Raw genomic sequence first — 13,274 nt, 5'->3', positions numbered from 1 at the left:
GTGACGTGAACCGCTCCGTTTGTCGCATTGGCAGCTTCTCGATTCAGTGGCGAATGAGAAGCCTAGTCATCTGTGGTCTGTTGCTGCTTGTCGCCCTGATATTCGGCATCCTGCATATTGGTACGGGCACAATGTCTTTCACGCCGGGCGAGATCATCAGGAGTCTGATGGGTGAAGGAGCCAATCCGACAGCTGACCGTATCATTATGCGTGTGCGTCTTCCGCGTCTTGTGACGGCACTCTTTGTTGGTGCTTCGCTGGGAATGGCCGGATCGATTTTTCAGTCGATATCGCGCAATGCACTCGGGTCGCCGGACATTATTGGCTTTACAACCGGGGCTGCAACAGGCGCAATCGTCCAGATCATCCTGTTCAACGCAGGTCCGTTCGAAACAGCTTTGGCTGCGGTTTTGTCAGGCATAGGGACGGCGCTTCTTGTGTTCCTGCTGTCGATGAAAGGACGCACCACTGGCGGCTACAGGCTCATTCTGGTTGGCATTGGGATCGGGGCGGTACTGTCTGGCGTCAATACAGTCCTGTTGGTTGTGGGTGATCTGGATCAGGCAGCGTCCGCACAACTCTGGCTGGCGGGGTCGCTGAATACCAGAACATGGTCACATGCGATCCCTGCCATTCTGGGCTTTGTCGTCGTGGTTCCAATTGCGATTTACCACGCACAGCGCGTCAATCTGCTTGAGATGGGGGATGACGCAGCGAGCCAGCTTGGTGTTTCTGTCGAAGCGACCCGTCTGGTCATGGTCCTGGCTGCCGTTGGGCTGACATCGGTCGCGACGGCTGCTGCGGGCCCAATTGCCTTTATCGCGCTCGCCGCACCGCAACTCGTGCGACGATTAACTCGCGTTTCAGGCGTGCCGCTGCTCGCCAGTGCTTTGATGGGGGCGGTTCTGCTTGTGGGAGCCGATCTCGCCAGCCAGCACTTTCCGTTCAGTGTGAAAATGCCTATTGGCCTGACAACAGGTTTGTTGGGCGGTGTGTATCTGCTCTGGGTGCTCGCGCGTAGTCGACGGATTTCGTGAGAATCTATTCCGCGATCTGACAGGCTGGCTTATCGAAGTTCAATACAGATAAATGCATCTCACGCGCAGGTTTATCTGCTCGTTTGTGCCTGGCTTTATTATTTTTTGGAGGATCTGATCGGAAAACTGGAGCGGGCGAAGGGATTCGAACCCTCGACCCCAACCTTGGCAAGGTTGTGCTCTACCCCTGAGCTACACCCGCTCGCGCCAGTCATTTCCGTCAGGCAGGCGCTATATGGACTAACGACTTTGAGATTGCAACAGAGAATTTAGCGGAAAATGCCGTTTCTTGCGAAGAAAAGGTTGGTTTCGCTATAATCAATTGAAATTATTATATTTATTTTCGTTTAAGGAGCTGTTGATCAACTGCTGATCGACAAACGCAGCGCAACTTATGCGCTTTACATTGACGTCTATCCACTCTGAATCGCAACAAATTTCTGCCTTGAGTGATTCACCTGTACGAAGGGGAATCCTCCAGACCGGTCTTTGAGAAAGTCCACAATATTGCGTGTTCAGCTGATTACATTAAGAGTATATAAAACCACGAAACAGAGTGAGACAGTCTGGCTAGCTGGGGAGTAGGGTTAAGCATGCCTCTGACATCGCATGAACTTCACGACTATCTGAGAAACCTCGATATCGAGGTTAAAACGGTCGAGCATCCGCCTTTATTCACGGTCGCAGATTCACAGCACCTGCGTGGGGAAATAGCCGGCGGTCATACCAAAAACCTGTTCCTGAAAGACAAGAAGGACAATTTTTTTCTGGTCACGGTGGATGAGGAAGCTGTCGTCGATCTCAAGTCGATTCACCAGATAATTGGCGCCAGCAGCCGCGTTTCGTTCGGCAAGCCTGAAAAACTGATGGAATATCTCGGTGTGGTTCCAGGCGGCGTGACGGTGTTCGGCGCGGTGAATGATTCCGACCACAATGTGCAGATTATCCTCGATGCCGGTCTGATGGAAAATGACATCATCAATGGTCATCCTTTGACCAATGAAGCGACAACATCAATCAGGCGTGACGATCTGATCCGCTTTCTTGCTGCAACTGGGCACGAACCACGCATACTGGCTGTTTCAGAGGATGCGAAGGCGGCGGCATCGGTATAGACTGCGCTTACGGTTCTATTGCGAAAGCGGCTTGAAATTGACCGCTGTAAACACGAACTGAAATATCGAAGCCAGCTTGGTGCTGCCCTATATGCAGGCTGGAAGACATAAGGGATATCAGATGACGAGCCAGAACAATCCTTATTCGAGCGCAAGCGGACAAATGACCGGCAATGTGTCGTTTGGCACCACAACGCCAGCCGTTGGCGGTGGCGATCTCATCAAGGACACAACGACTGCGGGTTTTCAGGCGGATGTTCTGGCAGAATCGCGCAATCAGCCTGTGCTTGTTGATTTTTGGGCGCCATGGTGCGGTCCCTGTAAGCAGTTGACGCCAATTATCGAGAATGCCGTGCGTGAAGCGGGCGGCGCGGTCAAACTGGTGAAGATGAATATTGACGATCATCCGACAATCGCAGGTCAGCTGGGTATTCAGTCCATTCCGGCGGTTATTGCTTTCGTCAATGGCCAGCCAGCGGATGGCTTTATGGGCGCGTTGCCAGAATCCAAGGTCAAGGAATTCATAGCCAAGATTGGCGGCCCGAGCGATCAGGAAGCTGAAATCGCTGATGCAGTGAATGCGGCGAGGGAACTGGTTGAGGCGGGCGATTTTGTACAGGCCTCGCAGATATTCTCATCGATCCTGCAAGTAGCACCCGACAATGTTGATGCAGTTGTTGGTCTTGCGACCTGTTTGCTTGAATCCGGCGACGCAGACAAAGCGCGTGAAATTCTGGCAAGCTTGCCCGAAGACAAGCAGGATGCGGCATTAGTACGTGCGCTTGAAGCTCGTCTTGCGCTTGCAGATCAGGTGAAGCTAATTGGCGATCCAATAGAGCTGGAACGTCGTGTGCAGACTGACCCGAAGGATTATCAGGCGCGGTTTGATCTCGCGCAGGTGCGTAATGCTCAAGGACGACGTGAAGATGCGGCTGATGAATTGCTGGCGATCATGAAAGCTGATCGCAGCTGGAATGACGATGGCGCGCGTATGCAGCTTTTGCAGTTCTTCGAGGCGTGGGGCAATACGGACCCGGCAACTCTGGGTGCCCGTCGCAAGCTTTCGTCGCTCCTGTTTTCCTGAACAGGACGCGATGTAGCTGATTTTGACACGCGCCCCGACAAGGTTGAAGGGGGGCGTTCTAAGGGAGAGTGTAATGCAAGTGGGCAATGCCCGTTACCGGACGGGCGCCGATATACCGGATCTGGTGTCGATCTTTCCATTGAGAGGTGCGTTGCTTTTGCCCGGTGGACAGCTGCCGCTGAATATTTTTGAGCCTCGGTATCTGGAGATGGTGGAAGATGCGCTGGCCGGAAAGCGGATTATCGCGATGATCCAGCCGCGCATCGAAGAAAGCTCCGGTGGCGAGGATGAGGACGAGGATGACAGCGACCGGTTTGACGAGACTGCACGACCGCAATTAAGCCAGGTCGGTTGTCTTGGACGCATCACCACATATGCGGAAACCGGCGATGGACGTGTCCTTATTACGCTTCAGGGCATATGCCGGTTCCGGGTGCTGGATGAAATCAACTGCCGCAAGCCTTATCGGCAATGCCGGATTGCACCGTTTTTGACTGATCTGGAAAATGCGCCGGATCTGGGCGAGATTGACCGTGAAGCCCTTCTCCGCGCGTTCAGGGATTATCTTGAAGTGCACAATCTGGAAGCGGATTGGGACAGCATTTCGCGTGCTGGCAACGACACTTTGGTCAATGCCTTGTCGATGATGTCGCCTTTCGGGCCTGCAGAGAAGCAAGCGTTGCTGGAAGCGCCCGATTTGAAAACACGCGCAGCCACACTAATCGCTATCACTGAAATGGTTCTCGCCAAGGTCAAGGATGATTATGGCTCGCGCCTGCAATGAGTGCCAAAGTGGGTCGTATTTTATCTCATCGTGATAGGACAAGAATTCAGTCCGGTGACTGAGTTCCCTGCGAAGGCAGTTCCCACTTTTGGGAGACAAGCTTTAGGAAAAGCCAATGACTGAGCCAATGACTGAGCCCGGGACTGAGCCCGGAACTGAGAATGAAGATACCGGCAATCTGGACGTAAAGCTGCTTGAGTTGCTTGTATGTCCGCTGACCAAGGGATCATTGAAATATGATGCTGAGAACAGCGAGCTGATCTCAGAGAAAGCCAAGCTTGCATATCCGGTACGGGGCGGTATTCCGATCATGCTTCCATCGGAAGCGCGCGCTCTGGAATAGGGTGCGCGCGACCTCCTATCCGAGCTGGCAATTGCTGTTATAAAATTTCTACATATCCTCTGTTCTTTTTCATAAATTTCACGCCGCTGGTTGTTGCTTGCCACGCGAGGGGGCTCTATAACCCTCGCGGAACTTGAAAGCACGATTTCGGAATCTCATTTCCCTGCCGTTATTGTGCGAGAAAAAACAGAGGCTTGGCATTATGGCATCCAGAAAACTCCTTCTCCTGCCCGGTGATGGCATCGGTCCTGAAGCAATGGCTGAGGTCCGCAAAATTATCTCTTTCCTCAACTCCGGTCTTAATCTCGGTTTTGAAACCGAGGAAGGTCTGGTTGGCGGATCGGCATATGATGCGCACGGACAAGCCATTTCTGACGCTGATATGGAAAAGGCGCTTGCTGTCGATGCCGTACTTTTCGGTGCTGTTGGCGGTCCGAAGTGGGACAGCGTGCCTTATGAAATGCGCCCGGAAGCAGGTCTTCTTCGCCTGCGCAAGGATCTGGCACTCTATGCCAATCTGCGTCCTGCAATCTGCTATCCTGCGCTCGCACATTCGTCGTCGCTGAAGCCGGAAGTGATCGAAGGTCTCGACATTCTGATCCTGCGCGAATTGACCGGTGGTGTTTATTTCGGTGAGCCGAAGGAAATCATCGATCTGGGCAACGGCCAGAAGCGCGGTATCGATACGCAGATTTATGATACCTACGAAATCGAGCGCATTGCTGATGTGGCGTTTGAGCTTGCGCGCACCCGCCGCAACAAAGTCACATCGATGGAAAAGCGCAATGTGATGAAGTCGGGCGTTTTGTGGAATCAGGTCGTTACGGCGCGCCACAAGGAAAAGCATTCCGATGTGGAACTTGAGCATATGCTGGCCGATGCTGGTGGTATGCAGCTCGTCCGCTGGCCTAAGCAGTTCGACGTGATTGTCACCGACAACCTGTTCGGCGACATGCTCTCTGATGTTGCTGCAATGCTGACCGGTTCGCTCGGCATGCTGCCATCCGCTTCGCTCGGTGCTGCCGATGCCAAGACTGGCAAGCGTAAGGCGCTTTATGAGCCGGTACATGGTTCCGCACCTGACATCGCGGGCCAGGGCATTGCCAATCCGATTGCAATGATTGCCTCGCTGGCCATGTGTCTGCGCTATTCGTTCAATCTGATTGATGAAGCTGATCGTCTCGAAGCTGCAATTGCTGGTGTTCTTGATGATGGCTTGCGCACTGCTGACATCTGGTCGGAAGGCAATACCAAGATTGGTACAGTCGAAATGGGCGATGCGATCCTTGAAAAGTTCAAGGCACTTTCGGCTTAATCACTGATTGAGTAACTATGAAAAGCCGCCGTGTGAACACCGCACGGCGGCTTTTTTGTTTTAATGTTTAATCAAACTGCAATGTAAAATCTGCAAACACGCCAGCGATCAGCAGCGCGATAAAGAAATACTGAAATCCTTTGCGCTTTAAGCGCATGGCAAAGAGTATGGCTGCGGTTTCAGCTGCAAACAGGATAAACTCGCCCAGATAGGACTCTTTGTTGTCTACTGAGAATTGCGGACCTGTGCCATTCAGGAACTGTACCAAGTTGAGAAAGATGAAGAGCGAGAAAAGCCAAATCTTCCTCGATAGGAAATAGGTTTCGTAGTCGCCATATTCCTTGATATCATCGGGCGTCAACGTCACGCATACAAAGAAGAGGCTGAAGACATAGAGCAGGTCAAGAACATAGGTGTAGATATTGTAGCTCTTGGTCCCGCTTTGAAATAAATATTCCCACCAGAACTGGATGATCCAGAGGAAAACGACCACGATCCAGCCAATGTGCATATAAGAAACTTTATGCTTATTGGGATGCTGGACGAATTTGGATGCGAAGATAAGAAGTCGCGACAGGCACAGACTGATGCCCATGCCATTGATAATTCTCATATGAGAAAAAGCATCAGCGGCGCTGATGGTGGTCTCAACTCCAGAAGGCAATTTCCACCTGTATCTATAGTTTCTCAACGATGAGCAAGAACTGCTGTTTCCTGATGAATAGCGCGTTGCTTACTGAAAATGAAACGAATTGTTCTGTTTTGGTAAAGCGGTTGTCAGTACATGAGAGCACAAGTTAGCACTGGGCAGTTGATAGTGTAGCGGAAAATAAACGCCCGATTTCCGGCTGCAATTCCCGGCAGAGACGTTAAGAATGATAGGTATGTTGAACACACTCCCAGATATCAACGTTTTGTATGACGCATTGCTTGCCCGTGACGCCGCTTACGAGGGCAAAGCCTATGTTGGTGTCCTCTCGACCGGCATTTTCTGTCGGTTGACCTGCCCGGCAAGAAAGCCTCTGAAAGAAAACTGCAGGTTCTTTGCCTCTGTTCCCGAATGCATCGCAGGCGGTTTCAGACCGTGCAAGAGATGTCATCCATTACAGCCTGCAGCGGAAGCGGATGCCTCTGTGGAGCGTTTGCTGAAAGCGCTAGAGGCGCAGCCCCAACGACGCTGGAGTGAAGATGATGTGGCTGGCATGGGGTTGGACCCCTCGACCGTGCGCCGCAGTTTCCGACGGCATTTCGGGATTACGTTTCTGGAAATGGCGCGGCAGGAACGGTTGCGACAAGGTTTTCAGGCTTTGGCGCAAGGGGATCGCGTCATTGATGCTCAGGTGGATGCCGGTTTTGAATCACCCGATGCGTTCCGCAATGCGTTCGCCCGAATTTTGGGACTACAGCCAGCACAATTGCAGAAAGACGGATTGCTGCGTGCCGACTGGATCAAGACGCCACTCGGTACGATGATCGCGGTGTGTGATCAGTCGGCGGTACATCTTCTGGAGTTTGCGGACCGCAAGGCTCTGCCGCAGGAGCTCAAGAAGCTGCACAAGGCCTGTCATGGCGCGATCGGTATTGGACGTTATCCAGCCCATAATGTGCTTGAGAAGCAGCTTGAGGCATTCTTTGCAGGTCAATCCGCAAATTTCGATATTCCGCTTATTTATCACGGTAGCGAATTCACGCGTGATGTATGGCGAGAATTGCAGAATATCGGGGCGGGAGAGACACGAAGCTATAGCGAGATTGCAAGAGCGGTCGATAAGCCACTTGCGGTGCGCGCGGTAGCCCGCGCGAATGGTGCCAATCAGATTGCGATCATCATTCCGTGCCATCGGGTGATTGGTGCCGATGGATCGTTGACGGGTTATGGCGGTGGTCTTTGGCGCAAGCAGAAGCTGATCGAAATCGAAGCGCAATATCGTTGATAGTCCTTCACAAAAAAACGCCGCCCAAATGGGCGGCGTTTCTGCTTCAAAAATCTCGCGGATTACTCGATCTTGTTGAGGTCGACATCCTTGGTTTCCTTGACGAACATGATGCCAATAATCAGCGTGATCGTTGCAAGGATGATCGGATACCACAGGCCGTAATAGATATCGCCCTTAGCCGCACTCATCGCGAATACGGTTGCCGGCAGAAGGCCACCGAACCAGCCGTTGCCGATATGATATGGCAGCGACATGCCGGTATAACGGATGCGGGTCGGGAACATTTCAACCAGGATAGCTGCGATCGGACCATAGACCATCGTGACGTAGAGCACGAGGACGGTAAGAATGGCGATCGTCATGACCCAATTGATCTGGGCCGGGTCGGCAACCATTTTGAACGCACCGGCATTGGGGATGGTGTAGACGGCCTGCTCAGGCTGGGCTGCAGCATCGGCTTCTGCCTGGGTGACGATCTTGTTCTTGACGAGATCTGCACTCGACATGCTTGCCTTGTCGCCTGCGCGAACAGCTTCAGCATTGAGCTGCAGTTCCGGATTGGCCGCGATGAATGCATCGAGCTTTGAATCTGCAACTTTTGCCGGGCTGCGAACCAGCGGCCAACCTGCCTTCTGCAAAGCCAGATTGATGTCGTGTGTCAAACCAGCCTGCTTGGCAGTTGTTTCCGCACCAGCCTGGTTCGCATCGAAGGACGTAACAGTTGAATCGCCGATTTTGACGGTTGCAGGCTGTCCGGCAGGTCCGGTTACAACGTCATAAGGTACAGCGCTGCGCGACAGGAAGCTTGTTGCAATATCGCAGGAGCTGGTGAATTTCGACGTGCCGGTTGCATTGAACTGGAAGTTACAGTCGCCAGGTGCCGCAGAAACGGTGGCACGGATTGTCTGTTCAGCCTGAGCAAGTGCAGGGTTAGCCGCCTGCGTCAGCGCTTTGAAGAGCGGGAAGTAGGTGACTGCAGCGAGAAGCAAGCCTGCCATGATAATCGGCTTGCGGCCAATCTTGTCCGAGAGCCAGCCGAAAACGACGAAGAAGCCGGTGCCGAGAATAAGCGCGGACGCGACCATGATGTTTGCCGACTGATTTTCAACCTTAAGGACGTTCTGAAGGAAAAACAGCGCGTAGAACTGGCCGGTATACCAGACAACAGCTTGACCCATTGTCAGGCCGAACAGAGCGATGAGGGCAATTTTTGCATTCTTCCACTGACCGAATGCTTCTGTAAGTGGTGCCTTGGATGTCTTGCCTTCTTCCTTCATTTTCTTGAAGGCGGGGGATTCGCTCATCTGCAAGCGGATCCAGACCGAGATACCCAGCAGCACGATTGAAACCAGGAATGGAATACGCCAGCCCCAGGCAGCAAAGGACTCTGTCGTCATCACGTTCTGAATGCTTAGGATGACCATCAGCGATAGGAAAAGGCCCAATGTTGCTGTTGTCTGAATCCATGAAGTATAGAAGCCGCGTCGGCCATTCGGTGCGTGTTCGGCCACATATGTTGCCGCACCGCCATACTCGCCACCCAGCGCCAGACCCTGCAACATGCGCAGAATGATCAGGATTGCCGGGGCGACGATACCAAGTGTTGCCGATCCGGGCAGAATACCGACGAGAAAGGTCGAAGCGCCCATGATGACGATGGTGATGAGAAAGGTGTATTTACGACCGACGAGATCGCCGATGCGTCCGAAGACGAGTGCGCCGAACGGACGCACAAGAAAGCCTGCTGCGAAGGCGAGCAAGACGAAGATGTTACGGGTTGTTTCCGGATATTCATTGAAGAACGCGGCGCCGATAAAAGCAGCCAGCGTTCCATAGAGATAAAAATCATACCATTCAAATACAGTGCCGAGCGAAGAAGCGAAAATCACCTTCTTTTCTTCGCGCGTCATTTTAGGTGCGCCGGCCTTGGCGCTCGATTGAACTGACATTGGTTCCTCCCAACAGCATTTTTGCTGACGTGTGCGGACGTTCTCCTCCAACTTCCGCGCACTTTTTCCACGAGGGCATGATGAACTGAATCGTTTAATCCGTTTATTATCTTTTAGTATGAGAAAGCAGCGGCTTTAACTCAGAGAAGAAAGGTCATGTGCCCTGACCCAAAGTCAAATTGGACCGGATGGGTATTTGGGGGTAGCATTTCACTGGGGCGTTATTCGAGGAAGCTAGTAGATGGACCGTTTTACAGGTGGTTGTTTGTGCGGGGATATTCGATTTGTCGCGTCCGGATGCCCATATCGGGTTGGCATCTGTCACTGCCTCGATTGCCGCAAGCAGCATGGAGCGCTGTTTCATGCCTCAGCAATTTTCCCCGAGGCCTCCGTTACAATCGATGGCAATCCAGGCGATTACGAAGGGCGTTTCTTCTGCCCGCGTTGTGGGTCGTCCGTTCTTTCCCGTTCGGGCGATGAGGTTGAGATCAATCTTGGCTCTCTGGATGCTATCGATCAGTTGACGCCAACCTATGAGCTCTGGACCATTCGACGCGAGTCCTGGCTGCCGCCGTTTCCTTTAAACAATCACTATGAATGGGGCCGCACGACAATGAGTCGCTCTGAAGATTAGGTCGCGCAGCAGGCATTGGCACGTATTTTTGACGTTCGGCGCTGCTCTTCTGGCGGCGAACTGGAATGATTATCCAAATACGACGCAAATCAGCCTGTTTTCGTCGAATTGACTTTTTTCCCCGGGCTTTGGGTGCTAAGTCGCTCTCGCGATAAATGCCGACAAACTCATATGGCTGATATCATCAGCATGCCCCAAAAAATCGCGGTGACGACATTTGTGGATTGATCAATGTCGCTGAGCGAGCACTGTGCCCTGCTACATCATTCCTTAGATCTGGATCGGTTTAAGGCGAAATGATGCGGCAAATTTAAATTATTAGAGCGTCCTTTGTGCACCTGGCAGGACACGCGACGCTCTAGGCCTGAAAGCCCCAACTATGACTGCACGTCTTTCATTCGCGCGTGAGCGTATCAACGTTCTTCTTCTTGAAGGCATCAACCAGTCAGCTGTCGATTACTTCAAATCGTCCGGCTACACCAACGTCGTTCACATGCCGAAGGCGCTGGACAAGGCGGATTTGATCGAAGCGATTTCGTCGGCGCATATTGTCGGCATTCGCTCGCGCACGCAGCTCACCGATGAAGTGTTTGAAGCAGCGCAGCGCCTGATCGCGGTCGGTTGTTATTCTGTTGGCACCAATCAGGTTGATCTCAAGGCTGCCCGCAAGCGCGGTATTCCGGTCTTCAATGCGCCTTTCTCCAACACGCGCTCTGTGGCTGAGCTGGTGATTGGTGAAATCATCATGCTGATGCGCCGGATTTTCCCGCGCTCCAATTCAGCTCATATTGGCGGCTGGGATAAAAGTGCTGCTGGCAGCCGTGAAGTGCGCGGCAAAACGCTGGGCATCGTGGGCTATGGTAATATTGGCTCGCAGGTCGGTAATCTCGCCGAAAGCCTCGGCATGTCGGTTCGCTATTTCGACATGACCGACAAGCTGCAATACGGCAACGTGATTCCGACTGAAACGCTGGACGAATTGCTTGAGATTTCCGACGTGGTCAGCCTCCACGTACCGTCGACGAAATCGACTGCCAAGATGATCACCGAGGCGAAGCTGCGCAAGATGAAGAAGGGTGCCTTCCTCATCAACAACGCGCGCGGTTCCGTGGTCGATCTGGAAGCGTTGGCAAAGGTTCTGAAAGAAGGCCATCTTGCCGGTGCTGCAATCGATGTGTTTCCAGTAGAGCCTGCTTCGAACAAGGATCCGTTCGTTTCACCTTTGCAGGGGCTGGAGAATGTCATTCTCACTCCGCATATCGGTGGTTCGACTGAAGAAGCGCAGGAACGCATTGGTCTGGAAGTCACCCGCAAGCTGGTCGAGTATTCCGATGTTGGCTCGACGCTCGGTGCGGTTAATTTCCCCCAGGTGCAGCTGCCTGCACGCCCAAGCGGTACGCGTTTCATGCATGTGCATGAAAACCGTCCGGGCATCCTCAACAGCCTCGTCAATATTTTCTCCTCGCACAACATCAACATCGTCAGCCAGTTTCTGCAGACCGATGGTGAAGTCGGCTACGTTGTGATCGAAGGTGATGCGATGGAAGATCATGCGGAAGAGGTTCTGCAGGCGATGCGTGAAATTCCGGGCACAGTTCGCACCCGTCTGCTTTACTGATTTTGACCATCTGATCCTAAGTCCCGCGCAGCATTTGCCGCGCGGGACTTTTTCTTGTCTGGATGCTGCGTAATATGCGGCATTGTTCCTGTATTTCTGAGCAGTTTTGTTGCGCTTCACATCGAGAAATCATTGACTCTTTTTTCAGAAGGCTTAAAAGCGCAGTCGGAAAAGGAGACAATCCCGTGAACGCTTCTCGCGCATCACATAGCCTGTGTGGACTGAATGGCCTCATCGCCATTGGCAGCCCTATGGCGTCCGTTTCCAAAACTACCACGGCCACTTGCATTAAAACGACCACCAAAACGGTCTGACCCCTTGGCCTGCTCGCCCTCTCTCCCCGGGTCCGGCCCAGGGAAAAGGCCCGCTGGTCGCGGGTTTTTATGGAAGCGGAGAGGACAGGAGAAGGTAAATGGGTTTTAAGATTGCAGTCGTCGGCGCCACCGGAAATGTCGGTCGCGAAATGCTCAATATCCTCGAAGAACGCGGTTTTCCGGCTGATGAAGTCGTGGCTCTCGCTTCGCGTCGTAGCCAGGGTACGGAAGTATCTTACGGCGACAAGACGCTGAAGGTTAAGCCGCTCGACCAGTATGATTTCTCCGATACCGACATCTGCCTCATGTCAGCGGGCGGCAACATTTCCAAGGAATGGTCACCCAAGATTGGTGCGCAGGGCTGCGTTGTCATCGATAATTCGTCTGCATGGCGTTATGACTCCCATGTGCCGCTTATCGTTCCGGAAGTGAACCCTGACGCGATTGAAGGTTTCCGCAAGAAGAACATCATTGCCAATCCGAACTGCTCGACAGCGCAGCTTGTTGTCGCGCTCAAGCCTTTGCATGATGCCGCCAAAATCAAGCGCGTGGTTGTCTCGACCTACCAGTCCGTTTCGGGCGCTGGCAAGGAAGGCATGGACGAATTGTTCCAGCAGTCGCGTGCGGTTTTCGTGGCCGATCCAATTACGACGCAGAAGTTCACAAAGCGCATTGCGTTCAATGTGATCCCGCATATCGACGAGTTTATGGAAGACGGCTACACCAAAGAAGAGTGGAAGATGATGGCCGAAACCAAGAAGATGCTTGATCCGAAGATCAAGCTTACTGCGACGGCTGTACGCGTTCCGGTCTTTATCGGACATTCCGAGGCGGTCAATATCGAGTTTGAAAACCCGATCAGTGCTGAAGAAGCCCGCGAAATCCTGCGCGAAGCGCCGGGTTGTCAGGTCATCGACAAGCACGAAGACGGTGGTTACATCACGCCTTATGAATCGGCTGGTGAAGATGCGACTTACATCAGCCGTATCCGCGAAGATATCACCGTCGAAAACGGTCTCGCCATGTGGATTGTTTCTGACAATCTGCGCAAGGGCGCTGCTCTCAATACGATCCAGATCGCAGAACTTCTGGTTGCTCGCGGCTTGATCACGCCAAAGGCGCTGGCTGCTTAAATTCTGATCTA

Annotated in this window: 12 protein-coding genes and 1 tRNA gene; 10 read left to right on the top strand and 3 right to left on the bottom strand. The window is 52.8% G+C overall.

Annotated features, from left to right (window positions below):
• The first annotated feature begins 53 nt into the window (after positions 1 to 53).
• Positions 54 to 1,037: a FecCD family ABC transporter permease gene (locus CEV32_RS07375; protein ID WP_235818758.1), complete on the top strand. Its 984-nt coding sequence runs from the start codon at positions 54 to 56 to the stop codon at positions 1,035 to 1,037.
• A 127-nt stretch (positions 1,038 to 1,164) separates the two neighbouring features.
• Here CEV32_RS07375 and CEV32_RS07370 read toward each other — a convergent pair.
• Positions 1,165 to 1,239, bottom strand: a tRNA-Gly gene (locus tag CEV32_RS07370).
• A 391-nt stretch (positions 1,240 to 1,630) separates the two neighbouring features.
• On the opposite strand from CEV32_RS07370, the gene CEV32_RS07365 reads away from it, so the two are divergent.
• The 5 genes from CEV32_RS07365 (at position 1,631) to leuB (ending at position 5,678) form a co-directional block, all read left to right on the top strand.
• Entirely contained in the window at positions 1,631 to 2,152 is a 522-nt protein-coding gene (locus CEV32_RS07365; RefSeq protein ID WP_094575734.1) for a prolyl-tRNA synthetase associated domain-containing protein, read from the top strand.
• Between the two features lie 121 nt (positions 2,153 to 2,273).
• Positions 2,274 to 3,236 carry a thioredoxin gene (gene trxA / locus CEV32_RS07360; RefSeq protein ID WP_094575732.1) on the top strand — a complete coding sequence of 321 codons (963 nt, stop codon included), beginning with the start codon at positions 2,274 to 2,276 and terminating at the stop codon, positions 3,234 to 3,236.
• A 73-nt stretch (positions 3,237 to 3,309) separates the two neighbouring features.
• Positions 3,310 to 4,020 carry an LON peptidase substrate-binding domain-containing protein gene (locus CEV32_RS07355; RefSeq protein WP_094575730.1) on the top strand — a complete coding sequence of 237 codons (711 nt, stop codon included), beginning with the start codon at positions 3,310 to 3,312 and terminating at the stop codon, positions 4,018 to 4,020.
• Between the two features lie 127 nt (positions 4,021 to 4,147).
• Positions 4,148 to 4,363 (top strand): Trm112 family protein, encoded by a 216-nt coding sequence (locus CEV32_RS07350; RefSeq protein ID WP_094575808.1) that lies wholly within the window; start codon positions 4,148 to 4,150, stop codon positions 4,361 to 4,363.
• Positions 4,364 to 4,565: 202 nt separating this feature from the next.
• Positions 4,566 to 5,678, top strand: a complete 1,113-nt coding sequence (leuB, locus tag CEV32_RS07345; protein ID WP_094575728.1) for a 3-isopropylmalate dehydrogenase — start codon at positions 4,566 to 4,568, stop codon at positions 5,676 to 5,678.
• 67 nt (positions 5,679 to 5,745) lie between these two features.
• Here leuB and CEV32_RS07340 read toward each other — a convergent pair whose 3' ends face one another.
• Positions 5,746 to 6,291, bottom strand: a complete 546-nt coding sequence (locus CEV32_RS07340; RefSeq protein ID WP_143128797.1) for a hypothetical protein — start codon at positions 6,289 to 6,291, stop codon at positions 5,746 to 5,748.
• A gap of 271 nt (positions 6,292 to 6,562) precedes the next feature.
• On the opposite strand from CEV32_RS07340, the gene CEV32_RS07335 reads away from it, so the two are divergent.
• A complete protein-coding gene (locus CEV32_RS07335) occupies positions 6,563 to 7,612 on the top strand; it encodes a bifunctional transcriptional activator/DNA repair enzyme AdaA (protein ID WP_094575806.1) in 1,050 nt (349 codons plus the stop codon).
• Positions 7,613 to 7,674: 62 nt separating this feature from the next.
• Here the strand turns inward: CEV32_RS07335 and CEV32_RS07330 are convergent, their stop codons facing one another.
• The gene (locus CEV32_RS07330; protein WP_094575724.1) at positions 7,675 to 9,564 is read right to left on the bottom strand and encodes an MFS transporter; all 1,890 of its coding nucleotides are present in this window, start codon (positions 9,562 to 9,564) and stop codon (positions 7,675 to 7,677) included.
• 241 nt (positions 9,565 to 9,805) lie between these two features.
• Here CEV32_RS07330 and CEV32_RS07325 point away from each other — a divergent pair, with 241 nt between their 5' ends.
• The 3 genes from CEV32_RS07325 to CEV32_RS07315 all read left to right on the top strand — a co-directional run bounded on the left by CEV32_RS07325 (position 9,806) and on the right by CEV32_RS07315 (position 13,263).
• Complete coding sequence (locus tag CEV32_RS07325) at positions 9,806 to 10,198, top strand: GFA family protein (protein WP_094575722.1); 393 nt, start codon at positions 9,806 to 9,808, stop codon at positions 10,196 to 10,198.
• Positions 10,199 to 10,577: 379 nt separating this feature from the next.
• The gene (gene serA / locus CEV32_RS07320) at positions 10,578 to 11,816 is read left to right on the top strand and encodes a phosphoglycerate dehydrogenase (RefSeq protein WP_094575720.1); all 1,239 of its coding nucleotides are present in this window, start codon (positions 10,578 to 10,580) and stop codon (positions 11,814 to 11,816) included.
• Between the two features lie 412 nt (positions 11,817 to 12,228).
• On the top strand, positions 12,229 to 13,263 hold the full coding sequence (locus CEV32_RS07315; protein WP_094575718.1) for an aspartate-semialdehyde dehydrogenase: 1,035 nt from the start codon (positions 12,229 to 12,231) through the stop codon (positions 13,261 to 13,263).
• Positions 13,264 to 13,274 lie beyond the last annotated feature (11 nt).

Origin of the sequence: Brucella rhizosphaerae, assembly GCF_002252475.1 — a bacterium.
In the GTDB taxonomy this organism is placed as follows: Bacteria; Pseudomonadota; Alphaproteobacteria; order Rhizobiales; family Rhizobiaceae; genus Brucella; species Brucella rhizosphaerae.
This window is presented reverse-complemented; position numbering and strand designations above follow the sequence as displayed.